This is a genomic window from Streptococcus equinus ATCC 9812, assembly GCF_000187265.1.
GTDB lineage: Bacteria > Bacillota > Bacilli > Lactobacillales > Streptococcaceae > Streptococcus > Streptococcus equinus.
The window spans coordinates 397,736-414,038 of the sequence record NZ_GL698429.1; the positions used below are offsets into that span (position 1 = coordinate 397,736).

Below are 16,303 nucleotides of genomic sequence, written 5' to 3' on the forward strand. Positions count from 1 at the left end.
GAGGTTAATCGATAACAAATGAACATTTATGATCAGCTACAAGCGGTTGAAGACCGTTATGAAGAATTGGGAGAATTGCTAAGTGACCCAGATGTCGTTAGTGACACAAAACGCTTCATGGCTTTGTCTAAAGAAGAAGCAAGTACACGTGAAACTGTGGCCGTTTACCGTGAATACAAAAAAGTTCTTCAAAACATTGAAGATGCTGAAGAAATGATTAAAGATGCTGGTGGTGATCCAGAACTTGAAGAAATGGCAAAAGAAGAGCTTAAAGAATCTAAAGCAGCAAAAGAAGAATATGAAGAAAAACTAAAAATCCTTCTATTACCAAAAGATCCTAATGATGATAAAAATATCATCTTGGAAATTCGTGGTGCTGCTGGTGGTGATGAAGCAGCTCTATTTGCTGGAGACCTTCTTCAAATGTATCAAAAATACGCTGAAAGCCAAGGTTGGAAATTTGACGTCATGGAAGCTTCTTACAATGGTGTTGGAGGTATCAAAGAAGTTGTTGTCATGGTTTCAGGTCAATCAGTTTACTCTAAATTGAAATATGAATCAGGTGCCCACCGTGTTCAACGTGTCCCTGTAACCGAAAGCCAAGGTCGTGTTCACACATCAACAGCTACTGTCCTTGTTATGCCAGAAGTAGAAGAAGTTGAATACGAAATCGATCCAAAAGATTTGCGTGTAGATATCTACCACGCATCAGGTGCTGGTGGACAAAACGTCAACAAAGTTGCAACTGCCGTTCGTATGGTCCACATTCCAACTGGTATCAAAGTTGAAATGCAAGAAGAACGTACACAACAAAAGAACCGAGATAAAGCCATGAAAGTTATCCGTGCGCGTGTTGCTGACCACTTTGCTCAAATCGCTCAAAATGAACAAGATGCGGAACGTAAATCTACAGTCGGAACTGGTGATCGTTCTGAACGTATCCGTACATATAACTTCCCACAAAACCGTGTGACTGACCACCGTATTGGCTTGACATTGCAAAAGCTTGACAGCATTTTGTCTGGTAAACTAGACGAAATTATCGATGCCCTTGTTTTATTTGATCAAACTAAGAAACTAGAAGAGTTGAATAAATAATGAATTACGCTGAAACAATCAGCCGATTAGAAAAACAATTACAAGAAATTGGTGAGGATCCAGAAAATTTGGCTTACGTTTTTCGTGAGCTAAAAGGCTGGAGCCTGCTCGATTTCATTTTGCATCAAAATAAAGATGTTTCTACTCAAGATCAAGCTCTGATAGAAGACATCATGAGCCAGTTAAAAGAGCACCGTTCACCTCAGTACATCACTGGGAAAGCTTACTTTCGTGATTTAGAACTTGATGTTGATGAGCGTGTCTTGATTCCACGACCTGAGACAGAAGAGCTAGTTGATTTGGTTTTGAAGGAAAATAGCAAAGCTGACTTGCAGATTTTAGATATTGGCACTGGTAGTGGAGCGATTGCGATTTCACTTAAGAGTGCGCGTCCGGATTGGCACGTGACAGCATCAGATATCTCATCAGAAGCTTTGCAATTGGCAAAAGAAAACAGTGAGAGAAAACAAGTGTCACTTGATTTTATTGAGTCAGATGTTTTTAATCAGATTTCAGGAAAATTTGATGTAATTATCTCAAATCCTCCATACATTGCTTATGATGACGAGGGTGAGGTTGGTGTTAATGTTCTTGCTTCAGAACCACATTTGGCGCTTTTTGCGGATGAAGATGGTTTTGCGATTTATCGTCGCATTATCGAAGGTGCAAATAGTCACTTGACTGAGAATGGAAAACTTTATTTTGAAATTGGATACAAGCAGGGAGATGGTATGCGTCGTCTGTTAGCGCAGCATTTTCCTGAAAAACGTGTCCGTGTTCTACAAGATGTATTTGGTAAAGATAGAATGGTCGTGATGGATAATGGCTAATTTGGAAGAAATTCTTCAGTCAGGTGGGGCGGTGATTCTGCCGACAGAAACGGTTTATGGATTATTTGCTCAAGCGATGAATGAGGATGCGGTAGAGCATGTTTACCAACTCAAGCGTCGTCCAAAAGAAAAAGCCATGAATTTAAACGTAGCAGATTACGAAACTATTTTAGCTTTTTCGAAAAATCAACCTAGCTATTTGAAAAAAATATATGATACTTTTTTACCCGGTCCGCTGACGATTATTTTACAAGCAAATGACCGTGTGCCAGCTTGGATCAATTCTGGCTTATCAACAATTGGTTTTAGAATTCCAAAACATCCACAGACTCTAGAATTGATTAAAAAGACAGGTCCATTGATTGGTCCGTCAGCTAACATTTCTGGAAAAGAAAGTGGGAAAATATTTGCTGATATAAAAAAGCAATTCGGCAATAATGTAACAGGACTTTCTGATGATGCTGCGCTTACAGGTGTTGATTCGACGATTTTAGATTTGTCTGGTGAGTCTGCTCGTATTCTTCGTCAAGGTGCCATCACTAAGGAAGAGTTGTTAGCTTGTGTGCCAGAGTTGACTTTTGCGGATTAGGTATTTTTTTGGATATTCTTTTTACTGTTTTGGCTTTTACAGACTTTAAAGAGTAATTCTTGCGATTTAAGGAATGTGACGTGATCTTATCAAAAGGAGATAAGGATATGATTTTTGACAAGGAAAACTATGAAGCATTTGACCCAGAACTTTGGGCGGCAATTTCTGCTGAAGAAGTTCGTCAACAAAATAATATTGAGCTAATTGCCTCAGAAAATGTTGTCTCTAAAGCTGTTATGGCAGCACAAGGAAGTTTACTAACGAATAAGTATGCTGAAGGCTATCCTGGTAAACGTTACTATGGAGGAACCGATTGCGTGGATGTTGTCGAAAATTTGGCTATCGAACGCGCAAAGCAACTATTTGGAGCTAAATTTGCTAATGTTCAACCGCACTCAGGAAGTCAAGCTAATGCCGCTGCTTATATGGCTTTAATCCAACCAGGTGATACTGTGATGGGGATGGATTTAGCAGCTGGTGGACATTTGACACACGGAGCTGCTGTGAGCTTTTCAGGAAAAACATATCATTTTGTCTCTTACACAGTTGATCCTGTCACAGAATGTATTGACTATGATAAGTTAGCTGAGCAAGCAAAAGAAGTGAAGCCAAAACTTATCGTTGCAGGCGCATCAGCTTATTCACGTATCATTGATTTTAAACGTTTCCGTGAAATCGCAGATAGCGTCGGTGCATACTTGATGGTTGATATGGCTCACATTGCTGGTTTAGTTGCAGCAGGTCTTCATCCAAGTCCAGTTCCTTATGCGCATGTCACTACGACAACAACTCACAAGACTCTTCGTGGTCCTCGCGGCGGTTTGATTTTGACGAATGATGAAGCTATCGCTAAAAAGATTAATTCCGCTGTCTTTCCTGGACTTCAAGGTGGCCCTTTGATGCATGTTATTGCAGGTAAAGCTGTCGCTTTGAAAGAAGCACTAGATCCAGCATTCAAAGAATATGGTGAGCAAGTGATTAAAAACGCTGCAGCTATGGTTGAAGTGTTTGCAAACCACTCTGAATTTCGTGTCATTTCAGGTGGAACAGATAACCATGTCTTTCTTGTAGATGTGACAAAAGTGGTTGAAAATGGGAAATTAGCCCAAAATCTCCTTGAGTCTGTAAATATCACACTTAATAAGAATTCAATTCCATTTGAAACACTTTCTCCATTTAAAACTTCTGGTATTCGTATCGGAACGCCAGCTATCACAAGCCGTGGAATGGGAGAAAAAGAATCACGAACTATAGCTGAGTTGATTGTTAAAACTCTTGAAAATTATCAAAATGAAACTATTTTAGAGGAGGTTCGTCGTGAGGTTAAAGCATTGACTGATGCTTTCCCACTTTATTAACGAACAGCTGAGTCTAACTTTTAGGCTCGCTCGCAAATAACCATGATTGATTTATATATAAAACGTATTGTTATCCATCAATTTTCTCCGAATGATACTAAGCTAATTTTGTCAGATCAGTTATTGACAATTACACCTCGTATTGACGAGTATTTTCGTAAAAAATTGAGCAAAGTTTTTTCTGACGAAGCTAAACGTGGAACTTTTTCAGAAGACAATGTTTTTCTTAGTTACTTAACTGATGATTTGATGGAATCATCAGTTAAGATTGCACAGCTTTGGAAAGAAGAATTTGTCATCTCTGATAATCAAAAGACAAATGATTTGGTTTTTATCCAATTTGATAAAGACGGTGTTGAACACTTTGCTTTTCTTCGTGTAACATTGAGAGAGAACTTCACTCACATTTCAAGTGATAGCGAAAGTCCAATCAAAGTAACACAAAATAATTTTCCATCAGCAGCGCAAATGCCTGATGAAGCTTTAGTCATTAATCGTAGCAATCGCAATTATTATCTGATTGAAAAACGTATTAAGCATAATGGAAGCTTTGTTAATTATTTTTCAGAGAATTTGTTGCAAGTCCAACCAGAGCAATCCGTCAAAAAATCGATTAAGATGGTTGAACAAACCGCACAAAAAATTGCTGAAAACTTCCAGCAAGATGATTTTGCTTTCCAATCTAAAATGAAAGCAGCCATTTACAAAAATTTGGAAGAAGAGCAAGAACTCTCGCCTGAAAAATTGGCAGATCAGCTTTTTGATAATAATTTGACAGCTCGTTTGACTTTTGTTGATGAATTGAAAGAAAGCATTCCAGAGCCTATTCAGGTATTGGATATCGATCATTCACGTCAGACAAAAAAATTAGAGAACCAGAAACTTTCTCTGTCAAATGGAATTCAGTTGATTGTTCCTAATAATGTTTATGAGGATGCCGAATCGGTAGAATTCATTCAAAATCCAAATGGAACTTATTCCATCTTGATAAAAAACATAGAGGATATTCAAAATAAATAATGTTTAAGTTCTTAAAACGTCTGATTGTCCTTGCTTTTGTTCTTTTCTGTGGCTATCAGGTTTATGTCACACACGAAAATGTCAAAAACGTTTTGCAGTACAAAAGCATGGTTAAAGAGATTTTAGATGACAATGATACAACAGCAAATGTTGAGCTGGTTTTGGCCATGATTTACACGGAAACTAAAGGGTACGATTGTGACGTCATGCAATCAAGCGAAAGCTATGATGGTGTTGTCAATTCCATTTCTGATAGTAAGACCAGCATTCGTCAAGGTGTCACTGTTCTTTCAGAAAATCTTTCCTTGGCTGCTGAAGCAGGGGTTGATGTTTGGACAGCTGTTCAGGCATACAACTTTGGGACATCATACATTGATTATGTTGCAAAACACGGTAGTAAAAATACAATTACTTTAGCTAAAACTTACTCGCGCGACGTAGTAGCTCCAAGTCTTGGTAATACGACTGGTGAATCTTATTTTTACTATCATCCGCTTGCTTTGATTTCAGGCGGACAATTATATCGAAATGGTGGAAATATCTACTACTCGCGTGAAGTTCATTTTAATCTTTATTTGATTGAATTAATGAGCTTATTCTAACTAGTAAGGTTTAGAGAGAAGTATGAGAGAATTAAGTCGTTATTTTAAAGGGTACCTTAAGGAGACAATCTTAGGTCCCCTTTTCAAATTGTTTGAAGCAACCTTTGAACTGTTAGTTCCAATTATTATTGCAAGGATTGTTGATACAATCATTCCAAGTGAAAATAAAGGCAGTCTTATTTTGATGATTGGACTCTTGTTCTTGTTTGCGATTATTGGTGTCATTGTTGCACTTACTGCACAGTATTTTTCTTCAAAAGCTGCAGTTGGCTATACTCGTCAGCTGACAAAAGATTTATTCAAAAAAATCATGGGCCTGAGTAAAGAAGATCGAGATAAGTTGACAACATCAAGTTTGGTGACACGTTTAACCAGTGATACCTACCAGATTCAAACTGGAATTAATCAGTTTTTACGTTTGTTTTTACGCGCACCGATTATTGTTTTTGGCGCTATCATTATGGCATTTAACATTAGTCCAAAGATGACCTTAGACTTTTTGGTTATGGTTGTGATCCTATTTGCTATTGTTTTTGCTATGTCGCACTTACTGAATCCAATTTATGCTAAGATTCGTCTGGCAACGGATAAAATTGTTAATATGACTCGCCAACAATTAGAAGGTGTCCGTGTCATTCGTGCTTTTGGTCAAGTTGATAAAGAAGAAAAAGAATTTGCTGTTGCCAACCAAGATTATACAGATTTACAGTTAAAAGCAGGGCGTCTATCAAGTTTGGTAATACCGCTAACTTATCTTGTTGTTAATAGCACGCTTATCCTAGTTATCTGGCAAGGAAATCTTCAAATTGGAAAAGGTTTGCTATCTCAAGGAATGTTAATTGCCTTGGTTAACTATCTTTTGCAAATTTTGACAGAGCTGCTTAAGATGACGATGCTTGTGACATCTTTGAATCAATCATTTATCAGTGCAAAACGTATCACGGAAGTATTTGAGAAAGAGTCTGAGGATTTGGAGATGGCGTTTGAGCAAGTGTCATCTGACTACGCGGTTTGTGTAGACGATATGAGCTTTACCTATCCAACAGCTGCGGAGCCATCTTTATCTCACATTGATTTTAATTTAAATCCTGGTGACTTTTTAGGCGTTATTGGCGGAACTGGTTCAGGGAAATCTACCTTGGTTGATTTACTGGTACACCTTTATACACCACAAGCTGGTAGCTTAGCTATTTTCCAAAATCATCAGTCACCCAAAACACTTGGTCAGTGGCGTTCTTGGGTTAATGTTGTGCCACAAAAAGCAGAGCTTTTCCAAGGAACAATTCGCTCTAACTTGACGTTGGGAATCAATCGCGAAGTGAGCGATGATGAGCTTTGGCGTGCTTTGGATATTGCGCAAGCCAGTGATTTTGTTTCAGAAAAAGAAGGACAGTTGGATGCAGTGGTTGAAGCTTTTGGACGCAATTTTTCTGGCGGGCAGCGTCAGCGTTTGACAATTGCTCGTGCCTTGGTTCAAAAAGCTCCATTATTGATTTTAGATGACTCAACGTCAGCACTTGATTATTTGACAGAAGCGAAGCTGCTGTCTGCCATTCATAAAAAACTCAGTGATGTGACGCTTATTTTGATTTCACAACGTACTAATAGTTTAAAAGCAGCAGATAAAATCTTGCTTTTAGATAAAGGTCAACAGCTTGGTTTTGCAAGCCATGAAGAATTGTTAGCGGATAATGATGTTTATCGAGCAATTCACTATTCACAACACCAAAAAGAGGAGGTCAGAGCATGAAAGCAAGAAATCAATCAACTACAACTCGTCGCTTGTTTAAAGACCTCTTTTCTCAAAAAGGACTTGTTATTGGAGCAACGCTTGGTACGACTGCCCAAGTCGCATTGACTGTTTACCTTCCTGTTTTGATTGGTAACGCAGTCGATGTCGTTCTTTCTCCAAAATCATTGACTTTGATTTTGCCAATCATCATAAAAATGCTTGTTGTTGTCGCGGTGAATACTTTAATTCAGTGGCTTAATCCATTGATTTATAATCGTTTAACCTTTGGTTATATTTACGATTTGCGTCAAAGGGTAATGGAAAAATTAAATCAAATGCCGATTGCTTATCTTGATAAGAAAAGTTCTGGAGATTTGGTTAGTCGTGTAACGACTGATGCAGAGCAATTAAGTAATGGTCTTTTGATGGTTTTCAATCAATTTTTTATTGGTATTTTGACTATTATCATTACCATTGTTACGATGGCTGATATTGATTTTCTGATGCTTGGTTTGGTATTGGTTTTAACGCCACTTTCTCTTTTCTTAGCACGATTTATCGCTAATAAGAGTTATCACCTTTACCAAAAGCAAACCAAATCTCGTGGTCGTCAGACACAATATATCGAAGAGATGATTCGTCAAGAGAGCTTATTGCATGTCTTTAACGCACAAGAAGCAGCGATTGATACTTTCACTGAAATCAATGATACCTACGCAGATTATTCACAAGGTGCAATTTTCTACTCATCAACCGTCAATCCTTCAACGCGTTTTATCAATAGCTTGATTTATGCGTTGCTTGCAGGAGTGGGAGCGTTGCGCATCATGTCAGGTGCCTTTACAGTTGGTCAGTTAACAACGTTTTTGAATTATGTTAACCAATATACTAAACCTTTCAATGATATTTCATCAGTCTTGTCAGAATTGCAAGGAGCCATTGCCTGTGCAGATCGCCTTTATACCATCTTGGATGAAGAAAATGAGCCTCTTCCAGTAACTGAGGAACTTGATGAGGACAAGATTCAAGGACAAATTGAATTTAAAGACGTGTCATTTGGTTACACTCCTCAGAAAACATTGATTAATCACTTGAGTTTGTCTATTCCAGCAGCTTCAAAAGTGGCTATTGTAGGTCCGACAGGAGCAGGAAAATCAACATTGATTAATCTCTTGATGCGTTTTTATGAAGTAAATAGTGGAGCCATTTATTTGGATGGTGTATCGATGGCTGATTATTCTGTTGAGGAACTTCGCAAGCAAATTGGTATGGTTCTGCAAGAGACTTGGCTAAAAGTTGGAACAATCCATGACAATATTGCTTATGGTAATCCTCAAGCAACACGTGAAGAAGTTATCCAAGCGGCAAAAGCAGCTAACGCAGATTTCTTCATCCGTCAATTACCAAATGGTTATGATACATATTTGGCTGATGCTGGAGCTTCACTGTCTCAAGGACAACGTCAGCTTTTGACGATTGCACGTATTTTTGTGAAATTACCAAAAATCTTGATACTTGATGAAGCAACATCATCTATTGATACACGTACAGAAGTGCTAGTTCAAGAAGCTTTCGAAAAATTGATGCAAGGGCGTACAAGCTTTATCATTGCTCACCGTTTATCAACTATCCAATCAGCTGACTGTATTTTAGTCATGGTTGATGGAGATATTGTTGAACATGGCACACATGTAGAATTAATGGCAAAACAAGGTGTCTACTATCAAATGCAAACAGCACAAGCTGGATGATCTAATACATAAAAATAATTATGTAAAAACGATTAGATTTAAAGTCTAATCGTTTTTTTGTTTTATAAGATTTATTGATCTTGTGGAATATAAGCAGAGACGGATTCTGCGCCAACTGGAAAACTGCCGTAACCTTCTTCGTCGATAGTGATAGTAGCAGTTTGATTTCCGAGATAATCGGTAAAAGTTTTTCCTGTCCATTTTTTGCCAACAAACATTCGTTTTGCTGTAGAATGTTTGTTGTTGATTAAAACAGCAAGAGAAGTAGGGTGCTCTTCATTTCCAAGATAAGTCCAACCAACACAATTTGGATTGTCAAAATAGTTCATTTCTTTGCCGTAAACAGCTGCTTGTCTTAAGAAAAGTAATTTATCAATGTCATCTTGAAAGTCTTGTTGTGCAAATTCACCTGAAATGCCGTAGTAGTCACCGTAGAAGATGCATGGAAGACCAGTTTGGCGAAGTAAGATGAGAGCGTAAGCCGCTGGTTTGAACCATTCTTCAATTGTAGATTCAAGTGCTTGCCCTCGTTGGGTATCATGATTGTCAACGAAAGTAACAGCAGAATTAGGCTGATTTTTCACCAAAGTATGATTAAAAATTTCTCGCAAGTCGTAATAAGCTTTTTCTTTGCTTGCTTCAAAAAGATTTTGGTGGAGTCGAACGTCGATTAGGTCAAAGCGGTACTCAGTCGTTTCAAGATAATCGTTGTTAGTTTTTTCATCATCGTTCCAGAATTCGCCAAAAACATAAAAGTCTTTACCGTATTTTTCCTTCATATCGCGGATGAAATTGCTCATAAAGAATGAATCAATGTGTTTAATAGCATCCAAGCGAAAACCACAAACTCCTGTTGTTTTGACGAACCACTCTGCCCAGTCATAGATATTTTTGATAACTTCTGGGTGTTTAAAATCAAGGTCAGCATACATAAGATAATCGTAATTGCCATTTTCGCCATCAACCAAATCTTGATTTGCCCAACCTTTGTTGTCACCCTGAATTTGGAAAATACCGTTTTTACCAGTTTTTACATCATAATCCGTTCCAGTAAAGTGGTACCAATGCCATTCAAAATCATTGTAAGCTTTATGTCGACCATCAAAAGTGAAGTTTGTCCAGCCCTCAATGTCAAAAGGTTTACTGATGATTTTTGTACGGTCATCGGGGGCAACTTCGACAACGGAAAAAGTTTCAGTATGGTCAGCAGCAGCTTTGTGATTTAAGACAACATCAGCTAAAGGTGCAATATGATTTGCTTTTAAAGCAGAAATTGCATGTAGATAGTCAGCTTTTGTTCCATATTTTGTTCGGATAGTCCCTTTTTGGTCAAATTCACCGAGATCAAAAAGATCATAAACGCCATAACCAACGTCGCCATCATGTGTAGCCTTAAAAGCTGGAGGCATCCAAATTTTTGTGATACCATTTTGAGCAAGTGTGGGAGCATCAGCCGCTAATCGCATCCAGTGTTTACCATCGTTTGGCAGATACCATTCAAAGTACTGCATTAAAGTTTCATTTGTCATTAAAAACACCTCAAAAAGAAAGTTCTTTCTTTCATTTTACCAAAAAAATAAAATTATGCAAACGTTTGCGTAACAAAAAATAAAAATAAGCCTGAGATTTTTCTCAGACTTTTACATAATATGTAAAAAACATTCACCACCATAAAAAAGAAGTAGAATGTGACCGATGATTGAAATAGGTTTGCAGATGACAATGATTTTTGAAAATGTTTTGAGTGACATGTTACTCAAAGCAGCTAACATGACAAGTAAATCTGCTGGTGCAAAAGGCAGTGTCATACCAATAATAAAGATTACTGTAAATGACTTATGTTGTTCGATTAAATCTTTGTATTTTTTAAGCGTGTTTTCTTTAATAAAGAGAAGGCAGAAGCGTTTGCCATACCAACGCGTGAGTAAAAACAAAATTGTTGACCCTAGGATAATACCAATACTGCTTGTTAAAACACCAACTACAGGATGAAATGTCATTACAGCAAGCATCATTGTTATGCTAGCAGGAACGATAGGGATGACGACTTGCATCATCTGAAAAACGGTAAAGAAAATTACTCCCCAAACTTTATCCTGACCGATAAGAATCTGTATTTTTTCCTGGTTAGTCAAATAACCATGCTGATAAAGCCAGAAAATACAGATACATGATGTAATGAAAATAACTGCAGACAGAATGTGAATTAGTCTTTGAATAAGTTTGTAATGTTGAAACAGAAAGCGCCATCTCCAATCTACTTTTTCATGATATTATTGTAAAACTTTTTCTAAAGATATGCTAACGATTTTATCAAAATAGGTCTTAAGACGGATGTAGTAGAAGTCAGAAAATCATATAATATAATTATCCTGAAAACTTTTCATATAACTCCTAAGCAAGTGGTTTTCCCAGCCGCTTGCTTTTTGTGCTTTAAATTTTAATAAGATACCTAAAATCTACTGCTAAATGTGTAAATTTATGCTACAATTAAGGTGAATACTGTTAGCCAAAGGGCTGACGTTAATAGAAAGGGTAATAATGACTGACAATTCTACTTTGAACGATGTTCAAAAAATCATTGTTCTTGACTATGGTAGCCAGTACAACCAATTGATTGCTCGTCGTATTCGTGAATTTGGTGTTTTCTCAGAATTACGAAGCCACAAAATCACAGCAGACGAAGTTCGTGAAATCAACCCAATTGGTATCGTACTTTCAGGTGGTCCAAATTCAGTTTATGCTGATAATGCTTTTGGCATTGACGAAGAAATTTTTGAATTGGGTATTCCAATTCTTGGTATCTGCTATGGTATGCAATTGTTGACTGATAAACTCGGTGGTAAAGTTGTCCCTGCTGGACAAACTGGTCACAGTGAGTATGGCCAATCAACACTTCGCTTGAAAGCAACATCAGAACTTTTTGCTGAAACACCAGAAGAGCAAACTGTTTTGATGAGCCACGGTGATGCCGTTACTGAAATTCCTGCAGGCTTCCACTTGGTTGGGGACTCTGCCGATTGCCCTTACGCAGCAATTGAAAATACTGAGAAAAACATCTACGGTATCCAATTCCACCCAGAAGTTCGCCACTCAGTATATGGTAATGATATTTTACGTAACTTTGCTTTCCGAATCTGTGGTGCTAAAGGCGATTGGTCAATGGATAACTTCATTGATTTGCAAATTAATGAAATTCGTCAAAAAGTTGGTGACCGTAAAGTTCTTCTTGGACTTTCAGGTGGTGTTGACTCATCAGTTGTAGGTGTCCTTTTGCAACGCGCTATCGGTGATCAATTGACATGTATTTTTGTTGACCATGGTCTTCTTCGTAAAGGAGAAGGTGACCAAGTTATGAACATGCTTGGTGGTAAATTCGGTTTGAACATCATCCGTGTTGATGCTTCAAAACGTTTCTTAGACCTTCTTGCTGGCGTTGATGATCCAGAGAAAAAACGTAAAATCATTGGTAATGAATTTGTCAGTGTATTTGACGACGAAGCAAGCAAACTTAAAGGTGTTGACTTCTTAGCACAAGGTACTCTTTACACAGACGTTATCGAATCAGGTACTGATACAGCACAAACAATCAAATCACACCACAATGTTGGTGGTCTTCCAGAAGACATGCAATTTGAATTGATTGAACCACTTAACACACTTTTCAAAGACGAAGTTCGTGCTCTTGGTACAGCTCTTGGTATGCCAGATGAAATCGTTTGGCGTCAACCATTCCCAGGACCAGGTCTTGCTATCCGTGTGATGGGTGAAATCACAGCAGAACGTCTTGAAACTGTTCGTGAATCTGATGCTATCCTTCGTGAAGAAATCGCTAAAGCAGGTCTTGACCGCGATATCTGGCAATATTTTACAGTTAACACAGGTGTTCGTTCAGTTGGTGTTATGGGTGACGGACGTACTTACGATTACACAATCGCTATTCGTGCTATCACATCAATTGACGGTATGACTGCAGACTTTGCTCGCATCCCATGGGATGTCCTTCAAAAAATCTCAGTACGTATCGTAAATGAAGTTGACCACGTTAACCGCATCGTCTACGATATTACAAGTAAACCACCAGCAACAGTTGAGTGGGAATAATAGCGAAAAGCCCGGAAAGCCTTGAAAACACTGGGTTTTCTGAATTTGAAAATCTCTTCTGATAACAATTTGATAACAGTACTCTGAAGGAGCATCATTCTTCGTACCAAGTGGTTTTGGAGTAAAGAATGATTCCAAGAGGTGTTCGAAAGGTATCCATGACAGAAGCTGAATATGATACTCTCCAAACTGCCGCTAAAAAGTACGTAACCTATAAGCGGAAAGATATTGGATTACAGAAGCAGGTGGACCAGCTGACAGAGCAGCTGTCCCAGAAGGATAGTTTTATTGATAAGCTTAAGGGTATCATTGCCGGGCTGAAGAATAAGATTGCGGAACTGGAACAAAAGCTCAGTTCCAGGGACAGTATTCGTGAGCAGATGGAGCGTGGCAGATTGAAGTCCGAAAACGACAGTCTCAGAAAAGAAAATCAAAAGCTGAGAGATGTGTTGGCAGCTCATGGAATACCATTTGGTAGAAAGCAGATTGATCGTGACAGCAGGTAAATAACAGTATGTGCGGCGGCATTCGGGGTAACTCGGGTGCTGCCGTTTTTTACGTTATGCCGTCCGGATTATTGCCTTTCGGGGTATAATTATAAAATACAGCGATGGCAAGATGGAGTAATAAATTTAAATTTGTGAAAGAGGATAGTAATGAGTAAGTTAGCTAAGGATTTTTTGTTTTACACTTTTTTAATTATGATAGTATGTTGGGGAATACTTCTATGGTGCAGTGTATCAGGTATAAATATAGAAGATAATTATCTGCTATTTTTGCCGTATCTATTGGGCGGGTGGTCACCGACGATTGCTTCATATGTTGTGTTAAGAAAGAATGGGAATGTTAATAGTTTTAAAAAATGGATGAAGAATGTTTTTGATTTTAAGCATAGTGTAAGCTCGTACTTGATGGTAGTTGTTTTTGCTGTGGCATATATTCTGACACAGTGTTTGGTTTCAGGATATGAAAAAGGAACACCGTTGTATATGATTATTGTTATGATACCTATGATGATAATTGCCGGTGGATTAGAGGAAGCTGGATGGAGGTATATTTTTCAACCGGAATTGGAGAAGAAATATTCGTATTCTGTATCAACAATTATAGTTAGTGTTGTTTGGTGGCTGTGGCACTTGCCTTTGTTTTACGTTAATAATGGAGCAGAATTAGGGCTAAATTATATAGCCTATGGAGTAAATGTATTAGGATTAAGTTTTGCTTTAGCGTGTATAAAGAAAAATACTGGAAGTGTATGGTTGTGTGTTCTGTTTCACAGTATTGTTAATTCGCTGACTGGAATATATAGCGTAAAAGAGAATATTTGGGGCAATATTGTTGCTGCAGTAGTTTTGATTGTTTTTTCACATATTTTTGTAAAGAGCAATGCTGTTAAAAGAATTATGTACTAATGCTTTTTAGTATTCGGTTATATTTGGTGTCTTGCAAAAGATATGTCTCTTAATATTGCTTGATAAGTATCAGAAAAAGGAAGCGTAAATCCCAGTTTCGTACTATATAAGTGTAGATGTTAATGAAACATCTGCACGGTAGTGTCAATTTTTTTCGCAAATTCAGATTCCATCGGTAGCCTGGCATCAGCCAATCGCCAGGTCAGCTTCGGTTTCAAGGTCATAAAGATGCTTCATGTTGAGGTATCTTTTCTGACCCCAATCATTTGAAGCAACGTAGCGAAGTCGCGCACAGACCAGCATCAGTGCACTGTTCCCATCCGGGAAAGCACCTATAGACCTTGTGCGACGGCGAACCTCACGGTTCACTCGCTCGGTCAGATTGTTGGTGCGGATCCTGTGCCAATGCTGTACAGGAAACTCCATATAAGTCAGGGTCTCTTCGATGCCGTCCTCAAGCTTTTTAGCTGCAGCATACAGTTTCATCTCCCTGAGTTTCGTGGCGACCAGTTCAGCTTTCTCTCTGGCAGCTGCTTTATCTTCCTGAGCATGGATGGCTTTCAGCATACGGGTCACTTCCTGCATCTTCATTCGTGGAGTAGCAGTGAAGATGTTCCTATAAAAGTGAACTGTGCAGCGTTGATACCTGGCTTTTGGAAAGACTTCCGGAATAGCTTCGAGCATACCAAGACACTTATCCCCAATGACAAGGCGTACTCCTGAAAGGCCTCTTTCTTTTAAATAAACAAAGAAGTTCTTCCAGCTTTCATGGTCTTCTTTCATGCCTTCAGTGGCACCGATGATCTCACGATATCCATCAGATGTGACGCCGATAGCTATGAGGATGGAGACGTTCTGGACTTCGCCGCCCCAGCATCGTTTAAGATAGATGCCGTCTACATAAACGTAGGGATACTCCCCGGAAAGTGGACGCATACGCCATTCTTCGATATGCTCGTAGGCTTTTTTGTTAAGATTGCTGATGGTTCCGGGAGATACCTTAGAACCCCAGAGGGCTTCCGTAACATCTTCGATGCGACGGACAGAAACACCGGCCAGATACATCTCGATCAGAGCTTCTTCTACAGAGGATTCTCTGCGACGGTATCTTTCGATGATGGCTGTTTCAAACTGAACGCCCTTGAGTTTGGGGACGTGCAAGGTGACATCACCTGAGGACGTTGTGAAGTTCCGGTCATAATGACCGGATCGATACCCCTGACGATCTCCTGAACGTTCGTATTTATCTGCTTTGATCAGCTCATCAGCTTCGTGATCAAGTAGAGCGTTGAGAGTTTCCTCAACACTGTTCCTGACGAGATCTTTAAGATTATTCTTTATGAGATCCTCGTTTAACTGTATAATGCTATCAGACATAGTTTATTGCCTCCTTCGGTGGGTTTTGTGTGGTAGCTTAATTTTACCGATGGCAATAGACTATGTCTATTTTGTTATTCAATTGAATTTGCGAAACTTATTTTACGTTATCTATTGCGCTGAATTACAGAAATATCAGAATACCGATTTTTATACCTGTCATTGTACCGGAAGGAAAGCCTTTCGTTATTTATCAGGGAAAATGAAAAATCTGCATTATATTTCCTGTGGTGAGATGATTGTGATATAAACAGGGGCGTACAATCCTTTTTGTGATAAGCAAGGGAGGATTATTTTATGAGTGAAAACACAGTGATCAGAGTAAACGAATCGGATGCATTGCAACTTACATATCATTTGCTGCATCTTACAGTCCCTTATATTGTGCGCATTCTAAGAAGTCCATATTATGCAATTAATAAATCTCAAT

14 protein-coding genes are annotated in these 16,303 nt (G+C 38.5%); 11 read left to right on the plus strand and 3 right to left on the minus strand.

Going from position 1 to position 16,303, the window contains the following annotated elements; genetic code table 11:
- The first annotated feature begins 18 nt into the window (after positions 1–18).
- The 8 genes from prfA to HMPREF0819_RS01890 all read left to right on the plus strand — a co-directional run bounded on the left by prfA (position 19) and on the right by HMPREF0819_RS01890 (position 8,980).
- Entirely contained in the window at positions 19–1,098 is a 1,080-nt protein-coding gene (prfA, locus tag HMPREF0819_RS01855) for a peptide chain release factor 1 (protein ID WP_004231527.1), read from the plus strand.
- Positions 1,098–1,928, plus strand: coding sequence for a peptide chain release factor N(5)-glutamine methyltransferase (gene prmC / locus HMPREF0819_RS01860; RefSeq protein ID WP_004231530.1), 831 nt, complete (start codon positions 1,098–1,100; stop codon positions 1,926–1,928). The genes prfA and prmC overlap by 1 nt, the downstream gene beginning before the upstream one ends.
- Positions 1,921–2,517 carry an L-threonylcarbamoyladenylate synthase gene (locus tag HMPREF0819_RS01865; RefSeq protein ID WP_004231532.1) on the plus strand — a complete coding sequence of 199 codons (597 nt, stop codon included), beginning with the start codon at positions 1,921–1,923 and terminating at the stop codon, positions 2,515–2,517. Before prmC ends, HMPREF0819_RS01865 begins: the two co-directional genes overlap by 8 nt.
- A gap of 107 nt (positions 2,518–2,624) precedes the next feature.
- The gene (gene glyA / locus HMPREF0819_RS01870; protein ID WP_044023267.1) at positions 2,625–3,875 is read left to right on the plus strand and encodes a serine hydroxymethyltransferase; all 1,251 of its coding nucleotides are present in this window, start codon (positions 2,625–2,627) and stop codon (positions 3,873–3,875) included.
- A 42-nt stretch (positions 3,876–3,917) separates the two neighbouring features.
- The gene (locus HMPREF0819_RS01875; protein WP_004231537.1) at positions 3,918–4,895 is read left to right on the plus strand and encodes a nucleoid-associated protein; all 978 of its coding nucleotides are present in this window, start codon (positions 3,918–3,920) and stop codon (positions 4,893–4,895) included.
- Positions 4,895–5,497, plus strand: a complete 603-nt coding sequence (locus HMPREF0819_RS01880; RefSeq protein ID WP_004231539.1) for a lysozyme family protein — start codon at positions 4,895–4,897, stop codon at positions 5,495–5,497. The genes HMPREF0819_RS01875 and HMPREF0819_RS01880 overlap by 1 nt, the downstream gene beginning before the upstream one ends.
- Positions 5,498–5,519: 22 nt before the next feature.
- A complete protein-coding gene (locus HMPREF0819_RS01885; RefSeq protein ID WP_004231540.1) occupies positions 5,520–7,247 on the plus strand; it encodes an ABC transporter ATP-binding protein in 1,728 nt (575 codons plus the stop codon).
- The gene (locus HMPREF0819_RS01890; protein ID WP_004231541.1) at positions 7,244–8,980 is read left to right on the plus strand and encodes an ABC transporter ATP-binding protein; all 1,737 of its coding nucleotides are present in this window, start codon (positions 7,244–7,246) and stop codon (positions 8,978–8,980) included. Before HMPREF0819_RS01885 ends, HMPREF0819_RS01890 begins: the two co-directional genes overlap by 4 nt.
- Positions 8,981–9,051: 71 nt before the next feature.
- Here HMPREF0819_RS01890 and HMPREF0819_RS01895 read toward each other — a convergent pair whose 3' ends face one another.
- Both HMPREF0819_RS01895 and HMPREF0819_RS01900 read right to left on the minus strand, forming a co-directional pair.
- Positions 9,052–10,509, minus strand: a complete 1,458-nt coding sequence (locus HMPREF0819_RS01895) for an alpha-amylase (protein ID WP_004231542.1) — start codon at positions 10,507–10,509, stop codon at positions 9,052–9,054.
- Positions 10,510–10,620: 111 nt separating this feature from the next.
- On the minus strand, positions 10,621–11,115 hold the full coding sequence (locus HMPREF0819_RS01900) for a TVP38/TMEM64 family protein (protein WP_004231543.1): 495 nt from the start codon (positions 11,113–11,115) through the stop codon (positions 10,621–10,623).
- 406 nt (positions 11,116–11,521) lie between these two features.
- Here HMPREF0819_RS01900 and guaA point away from each other — a divergent pair, with 406 nt between their 5' ends.
- The 3 genes from guaA to HMPREF0819_RS01915 all read left to right on the plus strand — a co-directional run bounded on the left by guaA (position 11,522) and on the right by HMPREF0819_RS01915 (position 14,496).
- On the plus strand, positions 11,522–13,084 hold the full coding sequence (gene guaA / locus HMPREF0819_RS01905; protein ID WP_004231545.1) for a glutamine-hydrolyzing GMP synthase: 1,563 nt from the start codon (positions 11,522–11,524) through the stop codon (positions 13,082–13,084).
- A gap of 158 nt (positions 13,085–13,242) precedes the next feature.
- Positions 13,243–13,590: a hypothetical protein gene (locus tag HMPREF0819_RS01910; protein WP_176579669.1), complete on the plus strand. Its 348-nt coding sequence runs from the start codon at positions 13,243–13,245 to the stop codon at positions 13,588–13,590.
- Between the two features lie 150 nt (positions 13,591–13,740).
- A complete protein-coding gene (locus HMPREF0819_RS01915) occupies positions 13,741–14,496 on the plus strand; it encodes a type II CAAX endopeptidase family protein (RefSeq protein ID WP_004231548.1) in 756 nt (251 codons plus the stop codon).
- A gap of 186 nt (positions 14,497–14,682) precedes the next feature.
- Here HMPREF0819_RS01915 and HMPREF0819_RS01920 read toward each other — a convergent pair whose 3' ends face one another.
- Positions 14,683–15,873, minus strand: a complete 1,191-nt coding sequence (locus HMPREF0819_RS01920) for an IS256 family transposase (RefSeq protein ID WP_004231550.1) — start codon at positions 15,871–15,873, stop codon at positions 14,683–14,685.
- Positions 15,874–16,303: the final 430 nt, after the last annotated feature.

Bases quoted from the DNA above. Each gene is read 5' to 3' on its own strand.
- HMPREF0819_RS01910 (WP_176579669.1), top strand. From the start codon at position 13,243: ATGACAGAAGCTGAATATGATACTCTCCAAACTGCCGCTAAAAAGTAC.
- prfA (WP_004231527.1), top strand. From the start codon at position 19: ATGAACATTTATGATCAGCTACAAGCGGTTGAAGACCGTTATGAAGAA.
- glyA (WP_044023267.1), top strand. From the start codon at position 2,625: ATGATTTTTGACAAGGAAAACTATGAAGCATTTGACCCAGAACTTTGG.
- HMPREF0819_RS01885 (WP_004231540.1), top strand. From the start codon at position 5,520: ATGAGAGAATTAAGTCGTTATTTTAAAGGGTACCTTAAGGAGACAATC.
- HMPREF0819_RS01865 (WP_004231532.1), top strand. From the start codon at position 1,921: ATGGCTAATTTGGAAGAAATTCTTCAGTCAGGTGGGGCGGTGATTCTG.
- prmC (WP_004231530.1), top strand. From the start codon at position 1,098: ATGAATTACGCTGAAACAATCAGCCGATTAGAAAAACAATTACAAGAA.
- HMPREF0819_RS01915 (WP_004231548.1), top strand. From the start codon at position 13,741: ATGAGTAAGTTAGCTAAGGATTTTTTGTTTTACACTTTTTTAATTATG.
- HMPREF0819_RS01890 (WP_004231541.1), top strand. From the start codon at position 7,244: ATGAAAGCAAGAAATCAATCAACTACAACTCGTCGCTTGTTTAAAGAC.
- HMPREF0819_RS01920 (WP_004231550.1), bottom strand. From the start codon at position 15,873: ATGTCTGATAGCATTATACAGTTAAACGAGGATCTCATAAAGAATAAT.
- HMPREF0819_RS01895 (WP_004231542.1), bottom strand. From the start codon at position 10,509: ATGACAAATGAAACTTTAATGCAGTACTTTGAATGGTATCTGCCAAAC.
- guaA (WP_004231545.1), top strand. From the start codon at position 11,522: ATGACTGACAATTCTACTTTGAACGATGTTCAAAAAATCATTGTTCTT.
- HMPREF0819_RS01880 (WP_004231539.1), top strand. From the start codon at position 4,895: ATGTTTAAGTTCTTAAAACGTCTGATTGTCCTTGCTTTTGTTCTTTTC.
- HMPREF0819_RS01875 (WP_004231537.1), top strand. From the start codon at position 3,918: ATGATTGATTTATATATAAAACGTATTGTTATCCATCAATTTTCTCCG.